This is a genomic window from Mesorhizobium sp. M2D.F.Ca.ET.226.01.1.1, assembly GCF_004022705.2.
Taxonomy (GTDB): domain Bacteria; phylum Pseudomonadota; class Alphaproteobacteria; order Rhizobiales; family Rhizobiaceae; genus Mesorhizobium.
In genome coordinates, this window is sequence record NZ_RZOY02000001.1 from 552,728 (window position 1) to 575,155 (window position 22,428).

Here is a 22,428-nt window from a genome sequence, read left to right on the forward strand (position 1 = left end):
CGCTTGTGCAGTCGCCTCGCCAAGCCTAAGTTCATTCGCATGAGCAGAGCTTTTACCCGAGAAGAAGACAGCGAAAACGCCATTGCCGGCGTCGGCGAACGTCCAGTGAGCTCCCATCGCAATTTGGTGACGGAGCGCGGCCTGGCCATGATCGAGGACAATCTCGCCGACCTGCGCGACGTCCTGGCCAAGGCGGAACGTAAGGGCGACCGCGAGCGCATCGCCGTGGTTTCACGCGACCTGCGCTACTGGACCGCGCGGCGCGAGAGCGCCGAGCTTTCGGTGCCGGAGCCGGGCAGCGACGTGGTCCGCTTCGGCATGGGCGTCACGCTGGAAGGCGACGACGGCAAGAAGGTGCATTGGCGCATCGTCGGCGAGGACGAGGCCGATCCCTCGAAGGGCAGCATTTCCCATGTTTCGCCGATGGCTGTCGCGCTGTTCGGCAAGAAGGTCGGCGATGTGGCTGCCGTAAACGGCAAGGAATGGGAAATCGTCAAGCTCTCCGACAAGGCTGAGAATTAGCGGTCGGCCTACTTTGCAAGCCTTCGCAGTTCAGCCTCGTATTTGTCCATGACAACCCGAGCGGCGTTCATTTGCCGCTCATGATTGTCGTGGCGGACCGGCCTTGGAATGAGGCCGTCGTCGGTTTCGGTGATCTGGAACTCATCCCCAACCGAAGGTCCAAGCTGTCAAGCAATTCGCGTGGCAGCAGCAAGGCCCCAGATCCGTCCTTAAGCCCGTGGATGATTGTCGTGAATATTATCGCGCCATGGTTGTATCTATTTCCATAGAACAACCTTTCAGCCAAATCAGCAAGCCCTCACTGAGCCGCCAGCAACCGATCCATCAGCCGGTTCGCCGCTTCGGGTATGACGGTCCCCGGCGGAAAAATCTCCGCCGCGCCCGCCGCCAGCACCGCGTCATAATCCTGCGGTGGGATGACGCCGCCTGCGACGATCAGCATGTCGCCGTGGCCAAGCTTTTTCAGCGCTGCCTTGAGTTCGGGGATCAGCGTCAGGTGCCCGGCGGCCAAAGAGGACGCGCCGATGATGTCGACGTCGTGCTGAACGGCGAGCTTCGCGATCTCGTCCGGCGTCTGGAACATCGGCCCGACGGTGACGTCGAAGCCCAGATCGGCAAAGGCGCTGGCGATCACCTTCTGACCGCGGTCGTGGCCGTCCTGGCCCATCTTGGCGACCAGGATGCGCGGCTTGCCGCCGGATTTCTTCTCGAACGCTTTGATCTTCTCCTGCAGCGGGTCGAGCGCAGGGTTGTCGCCGAGCGCGTCCCGGTAGACGCCGGAGATCGTCTGCACCGCAGCCGTGTGGCGGCCGAAGACTTTTTCCAGCGCGAGAGAAATCTCGCCGACCGTGGCGTTGGCGCGCGCAGCGCGGATCGCGAATTCGAGCAGGTTCTCGTCGCCCTCGGCGGCACGGGTCAGTGCCGCCAGCGCGTCCTCAAGTGCTTTGACATCGCGCGTGCCTTTGAGCCGCTGCAGCTTCGCCAATTGCCGGGCTTTCACCTCGGCATTGTCGATCTTCAGCACGTCGACTTCGATGTCCATCTGCGGCCGATGCGCGTTGACGCCGACCAGAATTTGCTCGCCGGAATCGATGCGCGCCTGCGTGCGTGCGGCGGCTCCCTCAATGCGCAGCTTCGGGATGCCTTTCTCGATCGCCGCCGCCATGCCGCCGAGGCTTTCGACCTCCTCGATATGGGCAAGCGCGCGCGCCGCCAGGTCATGCGTGAGCCGTTCGACATAGGCCGAGCCACCCCACGGATCGATCATGCGCGTGGTGCCGGATTCCTTCTGCAGGATGAGCTGCGTGTTGCGCGCGATCCGCGCCGAATGGTCGGTCGGCAGCGCCATCGCCTCATCGAAGGAATTAGTGTGCAGCGACTGCGTGTGCCCCTGCGTCGCCGCCATCGCCTCAACCATCGTGCGGGTGATGTTGTTGTAGGGATCCTGCGCCGTCAGCGACCATCCGGACGTCTGGCAGTGGGTGCGCAGCGACAGCGAGCGCTCGTCCTTCGGCGCGAAATTCTTCTGCATCAGGCTCGACCACAGCAGGCGCGCTGCGCGCAGCTTGGCGACCTCCATGAAGAAGTTCATGCCGATCGCCCAGAAGAAGGACAGTCGTGGCCCGAAGCGGTCGATGTCGAGCCCGGCGGCGACACCGGCGCGCGCATACTCGATGCCGTCGGCAATGGTGTAGGCCAGCTCCAGGTCGGCCGTCGCGCCGGCCTCCTGCATGTGGTAGCCGGAGATCGAGATCGAGTTGAACTTCGGCATATGCTTGGAGGTGTAGGCAAAGATGTCCGACACGATCCGCATCGAAGGCTTCGGCGGATAGATGTAGGTGTTGCGGACCATGAACTCCTTCAGAATGTCGTTCTGAATGGTCCCGGCCAGATCCTTCTGCGCGACGCCCTGTTCCTCCGCCGCGACGATGAAGAGAGCCATGATCGGCAGCACCGCGCCGTTCATCGTCATCGACACCGTCATCTCGTTGAGCGGAATGCCGTCGAAAAGCTGGCGCATGTCGAGGATGGAATCGATCGCCACGCCGGCCATGCCGACATCGCCGGCGACGCGCGGATGGTCGCTGTCATAGCCGCGATGCGTGGCGAGGTCGAAAGCGACCGATAGCCCTTTCTGGCCGGCCGCGAGGTTGCGCCGGTAGAAGGCGTTGGACTCTTCCGCCGTGGAGAAGCCGGCATATTGCCGGATCGTCCAGGGCTGCTGGACATACATGGTGGGGTAGGGGCCGCGCACGAAGGGCGGCAGGCCCGGATAGGTGTCGAGATTGGCGAGCCCCCTGAGGTCGCCTTGCGTATAGAGATGTTTGACGGCGATGCCTTCCGCCGTCATCCGCTGGCCCTTGAGCTCGACCGGCGCGCGACGCGGCGCCGACCAGCCGATCTTGCTGAAATCCGGGATCATAATCCGGCTCCGATCGACTGATCGATGCGCAGCGGAAACAGCGGCTCGCAGGTCGCCACCCCTTCCGTCAGCGCCGGCCGCCGCTCTTGCGGCAGCGTCTCGACAGGGCGCTCCGTGCCGACGCGGTAAAGCGTCGTGCCGACAATGCCGCGTTCGCCCGACCGATAAGCGGCGTTGCGCTTTGCGGCGGCCGTCTGCACGCGGTTCTGGATGTAGCCCTGCTGCAGGCTGGCGAGCACGCCGCCCTCGGCCTCGATGCGCTGGAATTCTTCCCAGGCAGCAGTGCAGAGATCGTTGGTCAGCGCCTCGACCGCGCCCGAGCCGCTGGCCGGATCGGCGACATGGCCGACATGGCTCTCCTCGGCCATGATCAACTGCGCGTTGCGGGCGACGCGGCGGGCAAAGCCGGCAGGCAGTCCATGCGCGATCGTGTGCGGCAGGACCGAGATCGAATCGGCGCCGCCGGTGGCCGCCGCGAAGGCTGCGATCGCGGTGCGCAAGATGTTGGTCTCCGGATCCGCCATCGTCATCATGCGATAGGAAGTCTCGGCATGGATGCTGGCTGTCGAGGCCGGGATCGAGCAGGCCTCCTGGATGCGTGCCCACAGCTTGCGCAATGCCCGCACCTTGGCCATCGACAGGAACTGGTCCTGATCGACGCTGAGCGCGAAACCGATATACGGCGCCGCATAGACCAGCGGCTGGCGCGCCTTCTCGAACATCCTGAGATAGGACACGGCCGAGGCCGTCATCGTGCCGAGTTCCTGCGCTTCGGTGGCGCCGGCATTGTGGAAGACGCGGCCGTCGGCCTCCAGCAGCACACCCGGCACGCCCATCGAGAAGAAATGCGCCAGCGACTGCGGCATCGATTCCTGCAGCGCCTCGATCGAGGTACGCAGCCGCCCGGTACCGGCGAAAATAGCCGCCGGGTCGATGCCGAAGGAAAGGTTGAGCTTGGTCGGATCGGAGCGGCGGCGGCTTAGGAAAGCGAGCAGCCAGTCGGCCACGGCACGGCTCCAGGGATGCGCGTCGATACGCACCTGCACGCGATTGAGCGGCACGCCGTCGAGCGCCCTTTCCAACGCTTCCGCGGTGCGCGGCAGGCCGTAGCCGAAGGCATTCGGCGCGCCCTCGAACACCAGCGACAGGCCGGTAGCCCCCTGGGCGATGTCTTCAAGGGCTTGCGCGCTTGCCCGGGCGATGTCCGGATCGTCGACGCGCTGGCTGACGATCCAGGGCGCAGTCGGATTTGTACGCGGCTGCGGCTCGGCGGTCGTCGAACGCTGGCTGAGTGGCGCGATGCAGATGCCGTCATCGGTGTGGGAGACGAGCTTTTCCTCGAAGGAACCGCCGGCAAGCGCCTTCTCCGCCAGCGCCCGCCAACGCTTGGCGTCCGCGTTCGGAAGGTCGACATCCTGGGTCAAGGCGCCGGCGCCCATCGCTCTCCTCCCTTCTCGGCCGCATCAGCCGGTACAACCAATCTAGGGTCGGGAACCCGAGATCACAATGCGTCATGCGGCCGGCTTCCCTGGCGGCCAGCTAACCGATTGCCAAACATGCGCAAAATCCGCAAGTGGGAAAGGCCAAACTCGGCGCCTGCTCCAAACGCGATGCTGGCCATTGCCGCCTGCGGCTTGCGTTACTATACCTCCGTGAGGCCTTTGAGCGGAACAGATTGCGGAGATCGGACATATGGCTGACGAGACCAGCATCTTCATCGGCGCCAGCCGCAAGCCCGACGATTCCTATCAGCGCGCCGAAGAGCTGTTGCTGCGCTACGGCAACCGCCACGGCCTTGTCACGGGGGCAACGGGCACTGGCAAGACAGTCAGCCTGCAGATACTGGCCGAGGGCTTCTCGAATGCCGGCGTGCCGGTCTTCTGCGCCGATATCAAGGGCGATCTTTCCGGCATATCCATGATGGGTGAGGCCAAGGATTTCCTGGTCAAGCGCGCCGGCGAGGTGAAGCTCGATCCCTACCAGTTCCAGGAATTCCCGGTGATCTTCTGGGACCTGTTCGGCGAGCAGGGCCACCCGATCCGCGCCACCATTTCCGAGATGGGGCCGCTGCTGCTCTCGCGGCTGATGAACCTCACCGAAGCGCAGGAAGGTATCATGAACATCGCCTTCCGTATCGCCGACGAGGAAGGCCTGCTGCTGCTTGATCTGAAGGACCTGCAGGCGCTGCTGGCCAACATCGCCGAGCGCGCCGACGAGCTCAGCGCCCGCTACGGCAACGTCACCAAACCCTCCGTCGGCGCCATCCAGCGCACGCTGCTGGTGCTTGAGCAGCAGGGTGCAGCGAACTTCTTCGGCGAGCCGGCGCTGCGCATCGCCGACGTCATGCGCACCACCCGCGACGGCCGCGGCGCGATCAGCGTTCTGGCCGCCGACAAGCTGATGATGAATCCCAGGCTTTACGCCACCTTCCTACTCTGGCTGATGTCGGAACTGTTCGAGGAACTGCCCGAGGTCGGCGATCTCGACAAGCCGAAGCTGGTCTTCTTCTTCGACGAGGCGCATCTTCTGTTCGAGGACGCGCCGAAGGTGCTGATCGACCGCGTCGAGCAGGTGGTGCGGCTGATCCGTTCCAAGGGTGTCGGCGTCTATTTCGTCACCCAGAACCCGCTGGATATCCCGGAAAAGGTGCTCGCTCAGCTCGGCAACCGCGTCCAACACGCGCTGCGCGCCTATACGCCGCGCGAACAGCAGGCGGTGCGCACGGCTGCCGAGACCTTCCGGCCCAATCCCGATTTCGACTGCGCCACGGCGATCACCCAGCTCGCCACCGGCGAGGCGCTGGTCTCGATGCTGGAGGACAAGGGCGTGCCGGCCATGGTCCAACGCACGCTGATCCGGCCGCCATCGTCTAGGCTCGGGCCGATCACGCCGGACGAGCGCCGCAAGATCATCGCCGAGAGCCCTGTCGCCGGTCAGTACGACCGGGTCGTCGATCGCGAATCGGCCTTCGAGATCCTGCAGAAGAAAGCCAAGGAAGCGCAGGACGCCGAGGCGCAGGCACAGCAGCAAAACAGTAGCGGCTCGCGCTGGACCATTCCGGGCTTCGACGATGTTCTGGGAACCGGCAACCGGCGGTCTTCCAACCGCCAGACCGTCGCTGAAGCCGCCATCAAATCGGTGGTGCGCTCGGTCGGCTCGTCCGTCGGCCGCGCCATCGTGCGCGGCATCCTGGGCAGCCTGGCGCGCGGGCGCTAGGGCTGGGCGGGAACCGCATTCCGGCGCGTTGGTCTGACGCTCGCCGCCCTAAGCGAATTGCGCATGGCGCCCTGACCCGTGAGAGGCTGTCTTTTGTTACCTCACGACGAAAAAATCTTACTTGCGAACAAGCACATAGCATCAGCGGCATCTAAAATTTTCGCGAGGGAAGTTTTTCAACGCCGAACCGCAATTTCGTGAAATACCGGATGCCTCAAATCATGGCTCTTGCAAGGCTGCCGCCGGAAGATCCGATGGCGTTTTACCAACCATGCGCTTGATCACGATTTGTTTTGCCTGGGGAACCGAAAACACGTGTTGAGGTTGGGCCAAGACGGGCTGGGGCTGAGCATCAGGAGGCCGTGTTGCGGCGCGACGATGATCTACCAGCCCTATTGTCGGAGATCGCTTCCGACAGGGCTCCGTTGCTGAACGCAAAAGGCGGATTGTCGGCAAGGCATACCCACCAGATCCAGCAATTCCTGAAGGAGAATTTCTCGCGCAAGCTGTCGCTGCCCGAGATGGCGGCGGTGTGCGACTTGTCCCCTTACCATTTCGCCCGTGCTTTTTCGAAGACGTTCGGCGTGTCGCCGTATCAATATGTTCTGGCTCTTCGCCTCGATCTTGCCGAGAAGCTGCTGGCCGACAGCCGCATGTCGATCACGGACATTGCCGATTTGAGCGGCTTCTCGAGCCAGAGCCACTTCACCACAATGATGAGGAAGTATCGCCATGCGACACCTCAGCAGGTGCGCACGGGGCAGCGCCGCTCGAAGTCCAAAAAATAAGACCATTCTAAATTAGCAATCAACAAGTTGAATGCCCGCTAATGCTTGAGTAACTTACTGTTAACTGCCGATTTCTCGCTGAATATTTTTGGATGTAACAGCAATTTATTGGAATACCTGAGTTCAAAAACATGACCTCTTGAGGCAGTTCCGGCTTTCCCGGATTCCGATTTGGCTGAGGGGACATGAGCGACGACACGGCGGTTCGCCGAAGCCTTTCCGAGGAGATCGGTTATTGGCTGGAGTCGGCTTCGAGGACGCTCGAAAAGCGCTATGGCAATGGCGTTCCACAGGCCAAGCAAGATATCCTGCTTGCGCACTATCTCTACGGTCTCACCGCTGTCGTCCACGCCGGCGATGAGCCTGCCGTCCATCTGGCGGCGATGCAGTCCTATCTGGAGCGGCTGATTCCCAAGGAGCGCGTCGCGGCAGCGCTCCGGGCCGTTCCCGAAGAGGGCGATTCCTGGCTTGAGAACACGCTCGATCGCGTCGAGGCGATCGGTGAGAAGCAGGGCCACGCGCTGCTCGCGCGCGGCGCTGACGTCATTCCATTTTCGAGCAGACACGCTTCGGCGGCAGGGTCGGCGGAACCTGCCGTCATCGAGCGCCACGCGCCAAAGGAGGCCCTCTCGCAATGAACTTCAGGCAAGGACGTACTATCGGGCGCGGGCGCTTCACTGGAAACTGGCCTTCCGGCGCCATCGAAAGCCGCTCGTTGCTCCGCCGCCTGATGGCCGCGCTGCGCAACGCGCATCGGGTGCTCGGCATGCGGCGGAGGGGGCTGGGGCTCGGCGCGCTGGGGTTTGGCGGTGCGAACCTGGCCTCCATCGGGGTGGCTGGCCTGACGCTTTTAGTCGCCACGCCGGCTGGTGCGGGATCTGTTGCCTTGGGTGGCGGTTCAGCAACCGGCACGGATAGCGTTGCGATCGATACGGGCAGCAGCGCGAGCGGACTGCGGGCAATAGCGATTGGATCTGGGTCATCCTCAAGCGGGCTGGATTCCGTCGCCCAGGGCACGAACACGGTAGCAAGCAACCAGAATGCCGTCGCGATCGGCTTCCAGTCGAAGGCGACCGCGATAAACTCCGTCTATCTCGGCTCGCGCACCGTCGCGACATCGGGCGCTCTCGCGCAGAGCGCCATCGGCATCGGCACGGATGTGACGGCATCTCAGGCCGACGCCATCGCGATGGGACGCCAAAGCGTGTCGTCGGCGCAATATGCGGTGGCGATCGGCCTGAATGCGAGTGCCACGGGCACAGGCGGCGCGATGGCGCTGGGCCAAGGCACGATCTCAAGCGGCATCAATTCCGTGGCGCTCGGCGTCCAGGCCAATGCCACCGGCGGCGGTGCCAACGCCTTGGGCACCTTCTCCGTTGCTTCGGGAGCGAATTCTACGGCCGTCGGCACAAGCTCCTTGGCCAGCGGCGACTTTTCATACGCCGGAGGCTGGGCATCTGTCGCCAACAAGGACAGTGCCGTTGCCCTAGGCAAATCGGCCAGCGCGACAGGGTTGAACACGACTGCGCTCGGCTCCAGCACCAGCGCCTCGGCCGATTTCGCATTGGCGTTGGGCAACCAGGCAGTGTCGAGCGGAGTGGGCTCGGTGGCAGCGGGCTCGGGAGCCCAGGCCACGGGCGTGTCCGCCACCGCGCTCGGCAACAACGCGTCGGCGACCGCCGCTAATGCCAGCGCGCTGGGCCTGGGCGCCACGGCGAGCGGGGTAGACGGCACGGCGGTCGGCAAGCAAGCCAATGCGAGCGCGCAAGACGCCATCGCCATGGGCACGACCTCAAAGGCGAGTGGCACCGCCAGCACGGCGGTTGGTAACGTCGCCGTTGCCAGCGGCGCGAACGCCTCCTCGTTCGGGTCCGGAGCAACCGCGGCAGGAGACAATTCTCTCGCTGCCGGCGTCAGCTCCAGCGCCGGCGGACTCGACAGTACCGCTCTCGGCATCGGCACCATTGCCAGTGCCGACAATTCCACCGCCGTCGGACGTGAAGCCCGCGCCACCGGACTCAACAGCACCGCGCTCGGCCGCGGCGCCCAAAGCAGCGCCCTGAACTCCATCTCTCTCGGCGCAGGCACGAGGGCGACCGGGATAAACTCCGTCTATGTCGGCTCGAGCACCTTCGCAACGAGCGCCAGCGGAGACAACGCCATTGGCATCGGCACGGACGTGACGGCATCTGCGGACGACGCCCTTGCGATGGGACGCGAGAGCCAGGCGACCGCAACCAACGCCATCGCGGTCGGTCTGCAGTCCGCTGCGCTCTCCGCCGACTCCGTCGCGATGGGCACGGGCGCGGTCGCCGATGGCGGCAAGGCCGTCGCGATCGGCGCCGGCAACACAGCCTATGGTGACGGCGCGGTCGCCATTGGCGATCCGAGCTATGCCAGCGGCACCGGCGCCTTCACCGGCGGCGCCAACAACATCGCCAACAGCGACGGCACGGCGAGCGCCACCGCCGCCAATATGGCCAACGGCGCCGTCGCCATCGGCAACAGCAACAAGGCGATCGGGCAAGGCTCCGTGGCGCTCGGCAACGGCTCCACCGCAGGGGCCGCTGGCTTCGTCGGCAATGTGGCGTTGGGCAATGGCGCGACGGCGGCGGCAAGCTCCGGCGACGTGGCGCTGGGTTCCGGTTCGGTGACCACGGCGGCGGTCGGCACGGCCAGCGCCGTGATCAACGGCACGACCTATGCCTTCCAGGGCACCACGCCGACCTCGACTGTCAGCATCGGCGCGCCCGGTGCGGAACGCACGCTCACCAATCTCGCGGCGGGGCGCATCAGCGGGTCCTCGACCGATGCGGTCAATGGTTCCCAGCTCTTCGCGACCAATCAGGCCGTCGACAGTCTCGCCAGCACGGTCACCAACATCAACACCGGCGGCGGCATCAAGTATTTCCACGCCAATTCGACGCTGTCGGATTCCCAGGCGCTGGGGACCGACTCGGTTGCGGTCGGTCCGAACGCCGTGGCCAACAATGCCGGCGACGTGGCGATCGGCCTGAATTCGGCATCCGGCACCACGACGGCGGTCGGCGGCACGACGATTGGCGGCGTCGCCTACACCTTCGCCGGAACCACGCCGGCCGGTGCCTTCTCGGTCGGCTCGGTCGGCGCCGAGCGCCAGATCCAGAACGTCGCGGCCGGACAGTTGAGCGGTTCGTCGACAGACGCCGTCAATGGCTCGCAGCTCTTCGCAACCAACCAGCAGGTGACGCAGAACACCACCGACATCGCCGCAAACACCGCCGACATCACCACTCTTGGCAACGCGATCACCAACATCGCCGGCGACACTTCGACGGCCTATACCGACGCCAACGGTGACGGCATCCGCTACGTGCGCACTAACGACACGACGCTTCCCGTTACCGACGCCTTCGCGCAAGGCGTAGGTTCTTCCGCGCTCGGCTACCAGGCGACGGCGTCCGCCGCCAATTCGCTGGCGCTTGGCCGCGGCACCACGGTCTCCATCACCGACGGCGTAGCGCTCGGCTCCGGCTCGGTTTCCGACCGCGCGGTGGCGCCGGCTTCGGGATCGATCCTCGCCGGCACCGGCCTCGTCCCCTACAACACCACCGACCAGACCCTGCTCGGCGCCGTCTCGGTGGGTACATCCACCTCCTACCGCCAGATCATCAACGTGGCCGACGGCACGCAGGACCAGGACGCCGTCACGCTACGCCAGCTGAAGGGCGCGCTGAGTTCCTTCGCCGTGACGCCGACCATGTACTTCCATGCCAATTCGACTGCTTCGGATTCGGCCGCGGTCGGCACCGATTCGGTGGCGATCGGTCCGCGCACGACCGTCAATGGCGACAACGGCATCGGCATGGGCAATGGCGCCATCGTCCAGCAGACTGCGCCGGGCGGCATCGCCATCGGCCAGACGGCGACCGTCAACCAAGCCGACAGCATTGCGCTTGGCACCAACTCGACCGCCAATGGCGCCCAGTCGACGGCGCTCGGCGCCGGCGCCACCGCCAACGAGCCGGGAAGTGTCGCGCTCGGCGCCGGCTCGAAGACGGCGGCCGCGGTCGCCACCACGGGCACCACGATCAACGGCGTCGCCTACGCTTTCGCCGGAACCGCTCCGACGAGCACGGTGAGCGTCGGCGACGTCGGCAAGGAGCGCACCGTCACCAATGTAGCGGCGGGCCGGATCAGCGGCGCATCGACCGACGCCATCAACGGCAGCCAGCTTTACGCGACCAATCAGGCTGTCGAAGCCGTGAAGGGAAGCGTCGGCAATCTGAACGAGTTCGCCGTCCAGTATGACAAGAATCCGGACAGCACCAAGTCCAACTCGCTGACGCTCGTCGGCGGCGACGTGAATGCGCCCGTTGTCATCCACAATGTCGGCGCCGGCGTCGCCAACACCGATGCGGTCAACGTCCAGCAGCTCAACACCGGGCTGGCGACGACGTTCGACAACTCCAAGACCTACACCAATCAGGTGGCAGCCACGACGCTCCAGCAAGCCAATGCCTACACCGACGCCAAGCTCAGCCAGCTCAACATGGACATGGGCGAGGCCAAGGGCGAGGCGCGGCAAGCGGCCGCGATCGGCCTGGCGGCCGCGTCGCTGCGCTATGACGACCGTCCGGGCAAGCTGAGCGTGGCGGCCGGCGGCGGTTATTGGCGCGGCGAGGGGGCTGTCGCCTTCGGCGCCGGCTACACCAGCGAGGACGGAAGAGCCCGGGCAAATGTCTCCGGCACCACGGCTGGCGGGCACTGGGGTGTCGGCGCGGGCCTCAGCTTTACCTTGAACTGAGCCATAGATGGCAAGGCAAGCGATCTCTGCTGTCGCATTGTGCATGGCTTGCCTGCTCCTGTCCGGCCCGCGCGCGGTCGGACAGGAGGCGGCCCCGCCTGCCTATCGGATAAAGCCTTCGGACGTCGCCGTGCCTGCGGGCGTAAAACTCGGCGACTACCAACGGACCACGCGCCCGTTCGAGAACTGGACGCTGATCTGCGACGAGAACCTGCAGGCCAGGAAGAAGGTCTGCAACATCAGCCAGTCCTTCGTCGACCGGAGCCAGGCCCTGGTCTTCAGCTGGTCGCTCGCGGCCGACGAGAAAGGCAAGCCCTTCATGATCTTGCGGACCCCCAGCCAGGCTGGTGCGGGGAGCAGGCTTTCGCTCAAGCTTGCCGGCCGCACGCAGTCCGTCGACGTTCAGCTGCAGGGCTGCGATGCGTCGGTCTGCGTTGGCTATGTGCCGGTAGGCCCGGTCCTTCGCGAGGAGATCGGCAAGGAGACCACCGTCCAGGTTTCCTATTCCCTGCCGTCGGGAGCGACCGTCAGCCTCGATGCTCCATTCAAGGGGCTCAAGACCGCGCTGTCGACCATCAAATAGAGAGATCCGCGAAATGACCCGCCAATCCATCGAGGACAGAATCCTGAACCGCCCTCAGCCTGTTCCGCTGCCGGAACAGCCGGCAAGCCCGCCGCCGGCGCGCTCATCGGCCTGGCGGCTGGTGCGAAACACCGCGCTGCTCGGCGCTTTCGCCGTCCTGGTCGCAGCGGCGGTCATATCGTCGCTCCGGTTCTTTCCGGCGCTGGGCGAATTCGTCGCGGGCACCGCCTCGGCGCAATCGCAGGCGCCGGTCGCTGCCAAGCCGACCGATGTCAAGCCCGTCGCGGGAGATGCTTCGGCCGGCAGAACTCCGTTTCAGACGCATGCGAGCCAGGCTGGCGTCCACACCTGCGCCAACCTCTTCGTCGCGCTCGGGCAGGCGCTGACCGCGGGATCGACCTATGCGATCCAGACACAGTGGGACAGCACCTCGCCGGATGCCCATGCGGTGCAGGCCGTCGCCGGGATGAGTTACGATCTGCCGGACTACAAGACGCAAGCCGCCGGCGTCGTCATTGCTTCGCCTGTCGGCCAGAGCTGCGAGGGGAGCCTCGTGCGGGTGGCTCCTTTCCAAAAATCCTGCCAGGAGGTCGCGCAGACCCTGCCGAAAGGCAGCGTTCCGGCGGACAATCTGTCGAACACCAGCCTTTTCAACCTGGCCAACAATGGCGGCCAGGCGCTGCTGGTCCCCACCGGCAACACCTGCATCGTCGTCTCGGTCGCGCGCATGGGCGGATAGAGGCCGGCATCGCCAAGGGTTCAAGAATGGCCACAAGCTGGAGAACGAAAATGCTGATCAACCGTCGCCTCTCACTCCCGCTGCTGGCGGCGGCACTGGCCGGGCTTACGATCGCCAGCCATGCCGCCGACCTGGTGGCGCCGCCGCCGGCCGAGACGGGCGAGGAAAAGGGCATCTGGGGCGCCATCGCCTATTCGCCGGATGACGGCCGGCACGGCTTCTTCTGGGGTGCCGACAAGCGCCAGGAGGCCGAAGACATCGCGCTCAAGTATTGCGAGAACGCGGATGGCAAGGGCTGCAGGGTGGTCGAGGTGTTCCGCATCCAACGCCATTGGGACGATGACGACGGCACCGGCTTTCCCTATGAGCATTGTGCGGCGCTCTCGGTCGGCAAGAGCCGTGGCGCGGCCACCCCGTTCTGGGGCGCGGCATCGGCCACGACCCGCAAGGATGCGCAGGACAAGGCGACGGCGCGATGCGGCGGGGAGGGGAAGGAGTGCAAGATCCGCGAGTGGGTCTGCACCTGACTTCGCGACGGAATTTGGGTGGCTGAGGAGATCAGCCGACCTCGATGTTCATCTCGGCGATCAGCCGCTCGCGTCCGGCCAGCGAGTTCAGCGCCTTGTCGCCCAGCTCGCGGGCGACGAGGTTGAGCAGCGCCTCGCAAAACACGACATAGGCGCCCATGCTGTTCGAATAGAAGCTGCTGGCATGCGGGATGAAGAAGGCATGCTCGGCTGGCGGGACGAGCGGCGAGGACCGGGAGTCGGTAATCGCGATCACGCTCTGGCCGTTCGCCGCAGCAATGCGGCCGACCTCGGCGACGCTGCGCGTATAGGGCGCGCAGCTGGCTACGATGACGACGTCACCCGGCTCGAGCTGCGACAGCGCTTCGGCGACGCCGAGGCGCGGCGCGTCCAGAAGTGCCACGTCCGAGCGCACCATGCCCAGGCAGTAGGTGAGGAAGCTCGCCAGCGAATGGAACTGGCGAACGCCATGCACGCGCACGCGCCGCGCGCTGGCCAGCAGCGCGGTCGCGCCCTTCAGCGAGGCGGCGTCCAACTGGCCGAGGAAGCCGTCGACATTCGCTGCCGTTTCGCGCGCCAGCTGCCCGAAGACCTCGACTTCGGCGCCGCCTGCCGACGGCGTCGTCATCAGCCTTCCGGCCTGGCGGCTGTAGAAATATTGTTGGTCGTCGGCGATCGCCTTGCGGAAGACGGCCTGGAAATCGCTGAAACCCTCGAAGCCGAGACGCTTCGCCAGCCTCGTCAGGGTCGACGGATTGATCCCGAATTGATCGGCGAGCTCCGATATCGTGCGGACCGCCGATTGTTCGGGCGCCTCGACAAGCTTGGCGAAGACATCATGCGCCTTGGAGCCGAGGGAAAAGCCCGCTTCGTCGCGGCCGACCGAGAGCGCCAGCGCCCTCAGGTCCTCGATGGTGCGCGGCGGCTCCGCGACGGCTTCCTCTGGCATCGTTCCTGTTCACCCCGCGACAGGGACCAGCCTATCCCGCATGTCGAAGCGCGCTGCTTCGTGTGCCGCATCGTAGACAGCCCACTCGACCTTGTCAGCCCCGACGCGGAAGATGGCGCTGGCAAGCGTGTTCTCGACATCGCTGTCGGCCGGGTCGGTGCGGTAGATCGGCAGCTCCGGGTCGGCCGCGTCCCACAAGATGGCGAGCGCGCGGCGTTGCGGCTCGGACTGAGGCGTCTGATCCAGCAGCGCTTCGCCGCGTCGCTGGCGCACGCCGGACGAGCCGGTGACGATCTGCGACATGCGCCCGGTGTCGGCATGGATAAGGTGGTTCGAGTGGATACGCGCCGCGTCGACGCGATCGACCGACAGCGCCTGCGCGGTGAACTCGACGCTGAGCAGCCGCGCATCGCCGGCCTGCGCCAGGGTGAGATGAAAGGCGCCGGCGCGTGTCACCGATTCGAGCAGGGCCAGCGCCGCGTCGAGGTCCGCTGCGTCGAGCACGGCGCGGGCGAGCACCATGCGCGGCACCCCGGCGCCGCCGGCAAGCGGCCTGGTGTTGTTCACAGTTTGCACCAGCCCCGAGGACGTGGCCGCGAATGTGTGGCCGGGCAGCGAGCCGGGATAGACGAAGGCGGTAAATTGATTGCCGCCTTCAGACGTCACATGGGCCAGCGCGCAATGCCCGGCGAAGTCGGGGTCGCCGTCCTCGTTGTGGCCGATCACATGCGGGGGCCCTGACAATTGCACGGTCGTGCAGCCGTCCGGAGCCATCGCCCAGATGTCGCCGCGGCAGTTCCACAGGAAGACGTCCTCGAAAGCCAATTCAAGCCCGGCGGCGAGGCCCTGCAGTTCGGCCCAGTATCGGGGGAACCGCTCCCGCACAATCGTCGCCATGGTGCCGATGCGCGGATCGGCGCGGCGCGCGTTGAGCTCGCGCCATGCGGTGGACGTCTGGAAATGGTCGTTGAGCGCCGCTCTGCCGAAGCGCCCGAGGGCGGCTCCGACATCATAGGGCGACCCGGCGACGTCGATGAAGGAAAGCCGGCGGCCGGCATCATGCAACATGCTGGAGAAACTCTTTCAAGCGCGGGTTTTGCGGGTTTGCAAGCAGCTCCCGCGGCTCGCCGTCGACAGCGATCTTGCCGCCTTCCATGAAGATCAGCCTGGTTCCGACCTTGCGGGCAAAGGCCATCTCATGCGTGACGACGATCATCGTCATGCCTTCCTCGGCCAGCGCCTGCATCACGCGCAGCACCTCGTGGCGCAGTTCGGGGTCGAGCGCCGAGGTCGGCTCGTCGAACAGCATCAGCTTCGGCTTGACGGCAAGCGCCCGCGCAATGGCGACACGCTGCTGCTGGCCACCGGAAAGCTCGCTAGGATAGTGATGCGCGCGTTCGGCAAGACCGACCTTGGCGAGCATCTCCAGCGCCTGCTTGCGTGCCTCCTGTCGCGTCTCGCCGCGCACGCGGCGCGGTCCGAAGGCGACGTTTTCCAGAGCCGTCATCTGCGGAAACAGGTTGAACTGCTGGAAGACCATGCCGGCTTCCTGGCGGATCAGGCGGACCTTGCGGCCGCCGGATTTGACGCTGATGCCGTCGACGACGAGGTCGCCGCCATTGATTTCCTCCAGCGCGTTGATGCAGCGCAGCAGCGTCGACTTGCCGGAGCCGGACGGGCCGATCAGCACGACCTTTTCGCCGGGCTCGATCGACAGATCCACCTGGTCGAGGATGGTGACCTGGCCGAAGCGTTTGGTGACTTTGTTGAAGGCCACGATGCTCACAGGATGCGCATCCTCTGTTCGGTCAGCCGGAGGATGAGCGTAAGCGTGCCGGTCATGATCAGGTAGAACATTGCCACGGCCGACCAGATCTCAACGGCGCGGAAGTTGGCCGCCATGATTTCCTGGCCTTGCCGGGTGAGTTCGCCGACGCCGATGACGATGAACAGCGAGGTATCCTTCAGGCTGACGATGAACTGATTGCCCAGCGCCGGAATCATGCGGCGGAAGGCGAGCGGGCCGATGATGTAGAAAAGCACCTTCCAGAACGGCAGGCCGAGCGCCAGGCCGGCCTCGCGCAAGCCGCGATGGACGGAAAGGAAGGCGCCGCGCACGATCTCCGCGATATAGGCGCCGGCATTGATGATGATCGCCATGATCGCGGCCGCCAGCGGGTTGATGCGGACATCCGCCAGGATTGGCAGCGCGAAATAGATGAACATCACCTGCACGATGATAGGGGTGCCGCGAATGATCTCGACATAGATCATGGCGATGGCGTTAAGCACGATGTTGCCATAAGCGCGCGCCAGCCCGGCGGCGAAGCCGATGACAAGGCCGCCGGCAAGCCCGGCGAGCGCGATCAAGACGGTGAGGCGGGCACCCTTCAGCAGCTCGGGCAGTGCCTGCCAGATGACGGACCAGTCGAAATCCATGAGAGCCATCCTTCAGGGGGGGCGCGCCGACCATGCCGGCGCGCCCCAAGGTCCAAGGGGAAGATCCAGGCGGAATCCGGTGGATCAGCTCTTCGGCGGCTCGGTGCCGAACCACTTCTTGTAGATGGCCTCGTAGGTGCCGTCGCCCTTCAGCTTGGCGATCGAAGCATTGACCTTGGCGACGAGTTCACTGCCCTTCGGGAAGGCGATGCCATATTGCTGCGCCATCATCTGCGGGCCGACCGTCTTCACTTTCCCTTGGCCGTTGGTCTTGATGTAATAGAGCACGTTCGGCGTATCATGCATGGCGGCGTCGGCGCGGCCGGTCGCGACCTCGAGATAGGCGTTGTCGCTGTTCGGGAACAGGCGCAGCTCCGTACCCTTGAAATGCTCCTTGGCGTAGTCGGTCGCCGACGTGCCGGTCTTCACGGCCAGCGTCTTGCCGACGAGATCGTCCGGACCTTTGATCGTGCTGTCGACCGGCACCATCAAAAGGAAGCCGCTGTCATAATATCCGTCTGAGAAGTCGATGACCTTCTTGCGCTCGTCCTTGATGGTTATGCCGGCCAGTCCGACGTCTACCTGCTTGGTCTGCAGCGCCGGGATGATGCCGTTGAAGTCCATCGGCTGTAGCGTGTAGGTCACGCCGATATCCTTGGCGATTGCCGCCCACAGGTCGATGTCGAAGCCGACATATTTGTCGCCTTCCTTGAACTCAAACGGAACGAAGGCGGTGTCGGTCGCCACGATCAGGTCGTCGGCGAAGGCCGGCTGACCGAAGGCGAGCGTTGCCGCGACGGCCGCGGCGGCGGTGAGGCTTGCGAGTGCGAACTTCATTTTTTGGGTTCCCCTTTTTGTTGGATTACCCCGGAAGCGTAGCACTGTCGGTCCGGTAGCGCAAATTGAAAATGCATTCTATTGTAAAATGCACTGCAAATTTGCAAAATGCTGACGCGTTAGGCATTCGGGCTTCGCAACGCGTCCGCATCGGCGAGCGTGAGCCCGCAGGCTTCGATTGCCCGCCTTGTGGCCGCGACAAGGTCCTGATTTCCGGAAGCCAGCGTCCCATCGGGGAGAAAAAGATTGTTCTCGAAACCGACACGTGCATGCCCGCCAAGCAATGCGGCGGTCGTCACGCATGCCGTCTCTTGGCCGCCGAAGGCGCAGACCATCCAGTGCCTCGCGGCGGGGATGCCGGGCGCAAGGAACGGCAGCAGGTCGGCGGGGCGCGATGTCTGCCCGACAGTGTAGCGGCCGAGCACGTAGAGAACCGGCAGATTGTCGAAGGGGATCAGGCCGCGACCCGTGAGCGCCACGAGATAGCTCGCCTCCTCAGGTGTATAGAGGATGATCTGCGGCGTGACTTTTTCCACGCGCAGCGTTTCGAGAAACGAGGCGAAAGCCGCCTCATGCGTTTGGTCGGGCACGAGCTCGCGCAAGGCAAGCGAAACCGCCTCCGGCTGCGTTTCCAGAACCACGCGCATCTGCTCTTCGGGCCGATAGAGGCCCAGCGCCTCGCTGGTGATCTGGAGAACAAGCCTGTCGCCGACGCTGGCCCTGATCGCTGCGGTGGCGGCCCGGTAGACCTCGGCGTCGAGCAAATGGCGTCCGTCGCGGTCGCGGACATGGACATGGATCATGGCGGCGCCGGCATCGAGCGAGGCGGCGGCCACATCAGCCAACTCATCTGGGGTGATCGGCAGGGCGGGGTGATCGGCTTTGGTGCGCCGGCCGCCATTTGGCGCCACGGCGATCGCCACTCGATTTTGGTTCAGCATGGATTGCTCCATTTGTTGCATGTAGACAATTTGTGCAACATATATTGCACGATCATCCATTCGCGTCTATGGTCGTGGCATGATCCGCGCGCCGCTCACCGATGCCATCGTCGAGGTCTTCGACAGCTTGCCTTCGCAGCTTCAGGACGCTGCCCGCTATCTTCTCGACAATCCCGAGGATGTCGCGTTGCTGTCGATGCGCGAGCAGGCGCGCCGCGCCGGCCTGCAGCCATGGACGATGGTGCGCCTGGCCAAGCGGCTGGGCTTCGACGGCTACGAGCCGTTGCGCTCGCTTTACGCCAACGCCATGCGGCAGGGCGAGCTCGGTTTCGCCGGCAAGGCCGGCGTGCAACTGGCGCGGCAAAGCGAGGTCGGCGATCGGGCCTTGGCCTTCGAAATGATAAAATCGCTATCCAGCCAGATCGCAAAGCTTGGCGAACCCGAACAGCTCGACACGCTTGCCGCGGCGGCCGAGCGGCTCCACGCAGCGCGCCGGATATTCTGCCTCGGACTGCGCTCCAGCCATCCGGTCGTCGCGCATTTTTCCTATGTCATGTCCTTCCTCGGCGAGAAGGCGGTAACGCTGGACGGCGCATCGGGAGCAGGCACCGACGCCGTTCGCCTCGCTACTTCGCAAGACGTCCTGTTCGTGGTCAGCGTCGCTCCCTACACCAGGCTCACCGTCGATCTTGCCCGTCGCGCCGCTGCGGGTGGCGTGCCGGTGATCGCGCTGACCGATAGCGCCGTGTCACCGCTCGTCGGCCTCGCCGCGCTGTCGGTGCTGGTGCCGACGGAAAGCCCGTCCTTCTTCCATGTCATGGCGCCGGCCTTCGTCGTCGGCGAGATCCTCGCGGCGCTGATCGCCGGCAAGGGCGGGGACAAGGCGCTTGCCGCCATCCGTCGCACCGAGGACCAACTCTCTCAACTCGACATCCACATCTTGCCGCCGCGCGGCCGGAGGAAATCATGACCCATATCCTGCATCGCCAGATCAACTCCACGCTCCCCGTCGCCAGCGGCGGCAAGGGCGTCGAACTCTTCGACAGCAACGGGCGCGCCTATATCGACGCGTCCGGTGGAGCTGCTGTTTCCTGCCTCGGCCACGGCCATCCCGATGTCATCGCCGCCATGCACCGGCAGGCAGACACGCTGGCTTACGCCCACACCAGCTTCTTCACCAGCGATGTCGCTGAAGCGCTGGCCGACCGGCTGATCGCCGATGCGCCGGCCGGCATCAGCCACGCCTATTTCGTCTCCGGCGGCTCGGAGGCGGTTGAGGCGGCGCTCAAGATGGCGCGGCAGTATTTTGTCGAGATCGGCCAACCGCAGCGCCGCAACATCGTTGCGCGCAAGCAGAGCTATCACGGCAACACGCTCGGCGCGTTGGCGACCGGCGGCAACGAATGGCGCCGCGCCCAGTTCCGGCCGCTGTTGATCGAAACGCATCACATCGACCCATGCTTCGCCTATCGCTTCCAGGAGGCCGGCGAGAGCGACGAGGATTATGCCGCACGCGCGGCGCAGGCGCTGGAGGACAGGATCATCGAGCTCGGACCTGAGACGGTCATGGCTTTCGTTGCCGAAACGGTCGTCGGCGCGACGGCGGGCGCCGTGCCGCCGGTGGCGGATTACTTGCGCCGTGTCCGCGACATCTGCGACCGCTATTGCGTGCTCCTGATCCTCGACGAAGTGATGTGCGGCATGGGCCGCACCGGCACGCTGCATGCCTGCGAGCAGGATGGCGTCGCACCCGACCTGATGACGATCGCCAAGGGGCTGGGCGGCGGCTATCAGCCGATTGGCGCGGTGCTGTTAAGCCAGAAAATCTTCGACGCCTTCGCCAACGGCTCAGGGCTCTTCCAGCACGGCCACACCTATATCTGCCATCCGATGGCCTGTGCCGCCGCGCTCGCTGTCCAGGAGGTCATTGCCCGCGACCGGTTGCTCGACAATGTGAAAGCCATGGGCGCGCATCTGGTGCGCCGGCTCAGCGAGCGCTTCGGCAATCATCCTCATATCGGCGACATTCGCGGGCGCGGCCTGTTCATGGGTGTGGAGCTGGTCGAAAACCGTTCGACCAAGCAGCCCTTCGATCCGAAGCGCAAGCTGCATGCGCGCGTCAAGAAGGCCGCCATGGCGAATGGCCTTCTCGTCTACCCGATGGGCGGCACGATCGACGGAGCCAGTGGTGACCACGTGCTGCTTGCGCCGCCCTTCATCTGCGATGTCGCGGCCATCGATGCGATCGTCGAGCGTCTCGGCGAAGCGGTCGGCGAGGCATTGCGCAGCTGAGCAATCAGCAGGCCGCCTTACCGTGGCCGGCGCTTATAGGGCAGGGCGCTTGGCTATGGCGAGACCGATCCCAAGCGCGATCATCGCACCGCCCGACGCCTCGCGCAGCCGGCGTATCACGCCCGAACGTCCAGCGGCGCCTTGCCGAATGCGGCTCGCCGCAAAGGCGACCAGGACATCGGCCAATGTGTTGAGCGAGACCGATATGAAGCCGAGGACCATGAACTGCAGGGCGACGTGGCCGGCAGCCAGATTCACGAATTGCGGGATGAAGGCCAGGAAGAAGGCGGCCGTCTTCGGGTTCAGCGCCTCGACCAGCACGCCTTCGCGAAATGCTCGGTCCGGGCCGACGGCCGGCGCCGGTGTTCCGCCCTCCAGCAAGGTCCTCGCCTCGCGGCGGGCAGACTGCATGGTACGGAAGCCTAGCCAGACGAGATAGACGGCGCCGATCAGTTTCAGCGCGGTGAACAGTTCAGCACTGGCGAGCACGATTGCCGAGACGCCCAGGCTGCCGGCAAGCACATGGGCCATGCCGCCCAGCCCCGTTCCGAAACTGGAGGCGATGCCTTCCACGCGTCCTCCCGCCAGTGTGCGAGCGGCGACATAGAAGATGCCCGGCCCCGGCATGATGGCAAGCAGGAAAGCCGCGGCGAAGTACAAGGTGAACTGGGTCAGGTCCAGCATGATGGGTTCACTCGCATTGAGATGGTGTTGACTGTCACAAGGGAATGAGCGGCGCGACCTCGCGGTCGGATGGCCGCTCGCTGGCCGCCAGGCCGGCGACCACGCCTGCGCGATCGGCCGCGTTGCGGTTCTGGCTCATCTTGCGCTTGCCTTCCAGCTTCGTGATGCGCATGCGCAGGCCGACAATGCCCTTCAACTGCGACTGGATGAAATCCGCCGGCGCGTCCGACACCGCCCAGGGCATGCTGCGCCCGCCTTCATGCAGGTTGGTGAGGCGGGTCACCACCTCGAGCAGCCTGTCGGCGTCCTCAAAGAATTCGATCGGCCCATGCGCTTGGACGGCGACATAGTTCCAGGTCGGCACCACCTTCCCGGTCTCCTGCTTGGTCTGATACCAGGCCGGTGTCACATAGGCATCCGGGCCCATGAACATCGCCAGTCCGTCGCCCAGCGGCGGCACGCGCCATTGCGGGTTTGCCTTTGCGACATGGCCGTAGATCACGCCATGCTCGCCCTCGTTCTCGTCGAGCAAAAGCGGCAGAGGCGTCGCCAGCGGTCCTTCTACCGTGGCGGTGACCAGGATTGCCAGGCGCACGGCTCGGATGGTGGCGGTGAGGCTCTCACGATCGTCGTCGCGAAAAGCGGGCGGTGTGTACATGGCGAAACTCCTTGCGTTGCAGGGAAAGATGCCGGATGTCTGGCT

At 65.1% G+C, this 22,428-nt stretch carries 20 protein-coding genes; 10 read left to right on the forward strand and 10 right to left on the reverse strand.

Annotated features, from left to right (window positions below; translation table 11 throughout):
* The first annotated feature begins 39 nt into the window (after positions 1-39).
* A complete protein-coding gene (greA, locus tag EN869_RS02585) occupies positions 40-522 on the forward strand; it encodes a transcription elongation factor GreA (protein ID WP_127228624.1) in 483 nt (160 codons plus the stop codon).
* A gap of 298 nt (positions 523-820) precedes the next feature.
* Here the strand turns inward: greA and scpA are convergent, their stop codons facing one another.
* Together scpA and EN869_RS02595 are read right to left on the reverse strand one after the other, a co-directional pair.
* Complete coding sequence (scpA, locus tag EN869_RS02590) at positions 821-2,944, reverse strand: methylmalonyl-CoA mutase (protein WP_127228623.1); 2,124 nt, start codon at positions 2,942-2,944, stop codon at positions 821-823.
* Complete coding sequence (locus tag EN869_RS02595) at positions 2,941-4,383, reverse strand: methylmalonyl-CoA mutase subunit beta (RefSeq protein ID WP_127228622.1); 1,443 nt, start codon at positions 4,381-4,383, stop codon at positions 2,941-2,943. Before EN869_RS02595 ends, scpA begins: the two co-directional genes overlap by 4 nt.
* Before the next feature lie 253 nt (positions 4,384-4,636).
* Here EN869_RS02595 and EN869_RS02600 point away from each other — a divergent pair, with 253 nt between their 5' ends.
* The 7 genes from EN869_RS02600 to EN869_RS02630 all read left to right on the forward strand — a co-directional run bounded on the left by EN869_RS02600 (position 4,637) and on the right by EN869_RS02630 (position 13,583).
* A complete protein-coding gene (locus EN869_RS02600) occupies positions 4,637-6,160 on the forward strand; it encodes a helicase HerA-like C-terminal domain-containing protein (RefSeq protein ID WP_127228621.1) in 1,524 nt (507 codons plus the stop codon).
* Positions 6,161-6,525: 365 nt separating this feature from the next.
* Positions 6,526-6,948: an AraC family transcriptional regulator gene (locus EN869_RS02605; protein ID WP_245489532.1), complete on the forward strand. Its 423-nt coding sequence runs from the start codon at positions 6,526-6,528 to the stop codon at positions 6,946-6,948.
* 185 nt (positions 6,949-7,133) lie between these two features.
* On the forward strand, positions 7,134-7,586 hold the full coding sequence (locus EN869_RS02610; RefSeq protein ID WP_127228619.1) for a hypothetical protein: 453 nt from the start codon (positions 7,134-7,136) through the stop codon (positions 7,584-7,586).
* The gene (locus EN869_RS02615) at positions 7,583-11,734 is read left to right on the forward strand and encodes a YadA-like family protein (protein WP_127228618.1); all 4,152 of its coding nucleotides are present in this window, start codon (positions 7,583-7,585) and stop codon (positions 11,732-11,734) included. The genes EN869_RS02610 and EN869_RS02615 overlap by 4 nt, the downstream gene beginning before the upstream one ends.
* A gap of 43 nt (positions 11,735-11,777) precedes the next feature.
* On the forward strand, positions 11,778-12,317 hold the full coding sequence (locus EN869_RS02620) for an invasion associated locus B family protein (protein ID WP_245489531.1): 540 nt from the start codon (positions 11,778-11,780) through the stop codon (positions 12,315-12,317).
* Between the two features lie 13 nt (positions 12,318-12,330).
* Positions 12,331-13,056, forward strand: coding sequence for a hypothetical protein (locus EN869_RS02625; protein WP_127228616.1), 726 nt, complete (start codon positions 12,331-12,333; stop codon positions 13,054-13,056).
* 50 nt (positions 13,057-13,106) lie between these two features.
* Complete coding sequence (locus EN869_RS02630) at positions 13,107-13,583, forward strand: DUF4189 domain-containing protein (protein ID WP_127228615.1); 477 nt, start codon at positions 13,107-13,109, stop codon at positions 13,581-13,583.
* Positions 13,584-13,614: 31 nt separating this feature from the next.
* Here the strand turns inward: EN869_RS02630 and EN869_RS02635 are convergent, their stop codons facing one another.
* The 6 genes from EN869_RS02635 to EN869_RS02660 all read right to left on the reverse strand — a co-directional run bounded on the left by EN869_RS02635 (position 13,615) and on the right by EN869_RS02660 (position 18,749).
* Positions 13,615-14,532, reverse strand: coding sequence for a MurR/RpiR family transcriptional regulator (locus EN869_RS02635; RefSeq protein WP_127228614.1), 918 nt, complete (start codon positions 14,530-14,532; stop codon positions 13,615-13,617).
* 9 nt (positions 14,533-14,541) lie between these two features.
* Complete coding sequence (locus EN869_RS02640) at positions 14,542-15,600, reverse strand: C45 family peptidase (protein WP_127228613.1); 1,059 nt, start codon at positions 15,598-15,600, stop codon at positions 14,542-14,544.
* The gene (glnQ, locus tag EN869_RS02645) at positions 15,590-16,318 is read right to left on the reverse strand and encodes a glutamine ABC transporter ATP-binding protein GlnQ (protein ID WP_126061996.1); all 729 of its coding nucleotides are present in this window, start codon (positions 16,316-16,318) and stop codon (positions 15,590-15,592) included. The genes EN869_RS02640 and glnQ overlap by 11 nt, the downstream gene beginning before the upstream one ends.
* Positions 16,315-16,971, reverse strand: a complete 657-nt coding sequence (glnP, locus tag EN869_RS02650; RefSeq protein ID WP_127228612.1) for a glutamine ABC transporter permease GlnP — start codon at positions 16,969-16,971, stop codon at positions 16,315-16,317. The genes glnQ and glnP overlap by 4 nt, the downstream gene beginning before the upstream one ends.
* A gap of 84 nt (positions 16,972-17,055) precedes the next feature.
* The gene (glnH, locus tag EN869_RS02655) at positions 17,056-17,808 is read right to left on the reverse strand and encodes a glutamine ABC transporter substrate-binding protein GlnH (RefSeq protein ID WP_127228611.1); all 753 of its coding nucleotides are present in this window, start codon (positions 17,806-17,808) and stop codon (positions 17,056-17,058) included.
* Positions 17,809-17,927: 119 nt separating this feature from the next.
* Entirely contained in the window at positions 17,928-18,749 is an 822-nt protein-coding gene (locus tag EN869_RS02660; protein ID WP_127228610.1) for a 3-keto-5-aminohexanoate cleavage protein, read from the reverse strand.
* Between the two features lie 79 nt (positions 18,750-18,828).
* On the opposite strand from EN869_RS02660, the gene EN869_RS02665 reads away from it, so the two are divergent.
* Together EN869_RS02665 and EN869_RS02670 are read left to right on the forward strand one after the other, a co-directional pair.
* A complete protein-coding gene (locus tag EN869_RS02665) occupies positions 18,829-19,719 on the forward strand; it encodes a MurR/RpiR family transcriptional regulator (protein ID WP_127395058.1) in 891 nt (296 codons plus the stop codon).
* Positions 19,716-21,041, forward strand: a complete 1,326-nt coding sequence (locus EN869_RS02670) for an aspartate aminotransferase family protein (RefSeq protein ID WP_127228608.1) — start codon at positions 19,716-19,718, stop codon at positions 21,039-21,041. Before EN869_RS02665 ends, EN869_RS02670 begins: the two co-directional genes overlap by 4 nt.
* A gap of 33 nt (positions 21,042-21,074) precedes the next feature.
* Here the strand turns inward: EN869_RS02670 and EN869_RS02675 are convergent, their stop codons facing one another.
* Together EN869_RS02675 and EN869_RS02680 are read right to left on the reverse strand one after the other, a co-directional pair.
* Positions 21,075-21,725 (reverse strand): LysE family translocator, encoded by a 651-nt coding sequence (locus EN869_RS02675; protein WP_127228607.1) that lies wholly within the window; start codon positions 21,723-21,725, stop codon positions 21,075-21,077.
* 34 nt (positions 21,726-21,759) lie between these two features.
* Complete coding sequence (locus EN869_RS02680) at positions 21,760-22,383, reverse strand: FMN-binding negative transcriptional regulator (protein ID WP_127228606.1); 624 nt, start codon at positions 22,381-22,383, stop codon at positions 21,760-21,762.
* Positions 22,384-22,428 lie beyond the last annotated feature (45 nt).

Bases quoted from the DNA above. Each gene is read 5' to 3' on its own strand.
- EN869_RS02610 (WP_127228619.1), top strand. From the start codon at position 7,134: ATGAGCGACGACACGGCGGTTCGCCGAAGCCTTTCCGAGGAGATCGGT.
- EN869_RS02640 (WP_127228613.1), bottom strand. From the start codon at position 15,600: ATGTTGCATGATGCCGGCCGCCGGCTTTCCTTCATCGACGTCGCCGGG.
- EN869_RS02625 (WP_127228616.1), top strand. From the start codon at position 12,331: ATGACCCGCCAATCCATCGAGGACAGAATCCTGAACCGCCCTCAGCCT.
- EN869_RS02620 (WP_245489531.1), top strand. From the start codon at position 11,778: ATGGCTTGCCTGCTCCTGTCCGGCCCGCGCGCGGTCGGACAGGAGGCG.
- EN869_RS02630 (WP_127228615.1), top strand. From the start codon at position 13,107: ATGCTGATCAACCGTCGCCTCTCACTCCCGCTGCTGGCGGCGGCACTG.
- EN869_RS02660 (WP_127228610.1), bottom strand. From the start codon at position 18,749: ATGCTGAACCAAAATCGAGTGGCGATCGCCGTGGCGCCAAATGGCGGC.
- glnP (WP_127228612.1), bottom strand. From the start codon at position 16,971: ATGGATTTCGACTGGTCCGTCATCTGGCAGGCACTGCCCGAGCTGCTG.
- EN869_RS02595 (WP_127228622.1), bottom strand. From the start codon at position 4,383: ATGGGCGCCGGCGCCTTGACCCAGGATGTCGACCTTCCGAACGCGGAC.
- EN869_RS02615 (WP_127228618.1), top strand. From the start codon at position 7,583: ATGAACTTCAGGCAAGGACGTACTATCGGGCGCGGGCGCTTCACTGGA.
- EN869_RS02670 (WP_127228608.1), top strand. From the start codon at position 19,716: ATGACCCATATCCTGCATCGCCAGATCAACTCCACGCTCCCCGTCGCC.
- EN869_RS02680 (WP_127228606.1), bottom strand. From the start codon at position 22,383: ATGTACACACCGCCCGCTTTTCGCGACGACGATCGTGAGAGCCTCACC.
- EN869_RS02665 (WP_127395058.1), top strand. From the start codon at position 18,829: ATGATCCGCGCGCCGCTCACCGATGCCATCGTCGAGGTCTTCGACAGC.
- EN869_RS02675 (WP_127228607.1), bottom strand. From the start codon at position 21,725: ATGCTGGACCTGACCCAGTTCACCTTGTACTTCGCCGCGGCTTTCCTG.
- EN869_RS02635 (WP_127228614.1), bottom strand. From the start codon at position 14,532: ATGCCAGAGGAAGCCGTCGCGGAGCCGCCGCGCACCATCGAGGACCTG.
- glnH (WP_127228611.1), bottom strand. From the start codon at position 17,808: ATGAAGTTCGCACTCGCAAGCCTCACCGCCGCCGCGGCCGTCGCGGCA.
- greA (WP_127228624.1), top strand. From the start codon at position 40: ATGAGCAGAGCTTTTACCCGAGAAGAAGACAGCGAAAACGCCATTGCC.
- scpA (WP_127228623.1), bottom strand. From the start codon at position 2,944: ATGATCCCGGATTTCAGCAAGATCGGCTGGTCGGCGCCGCGTCGCGCG.
- EN869_RS02600 (WP_127228621.1), top strand. From the start codon at position 4,637: ATGGCTGACGAGACCAGCATCTTCATCGGCGCCAGCCGCAAGCCCGAC.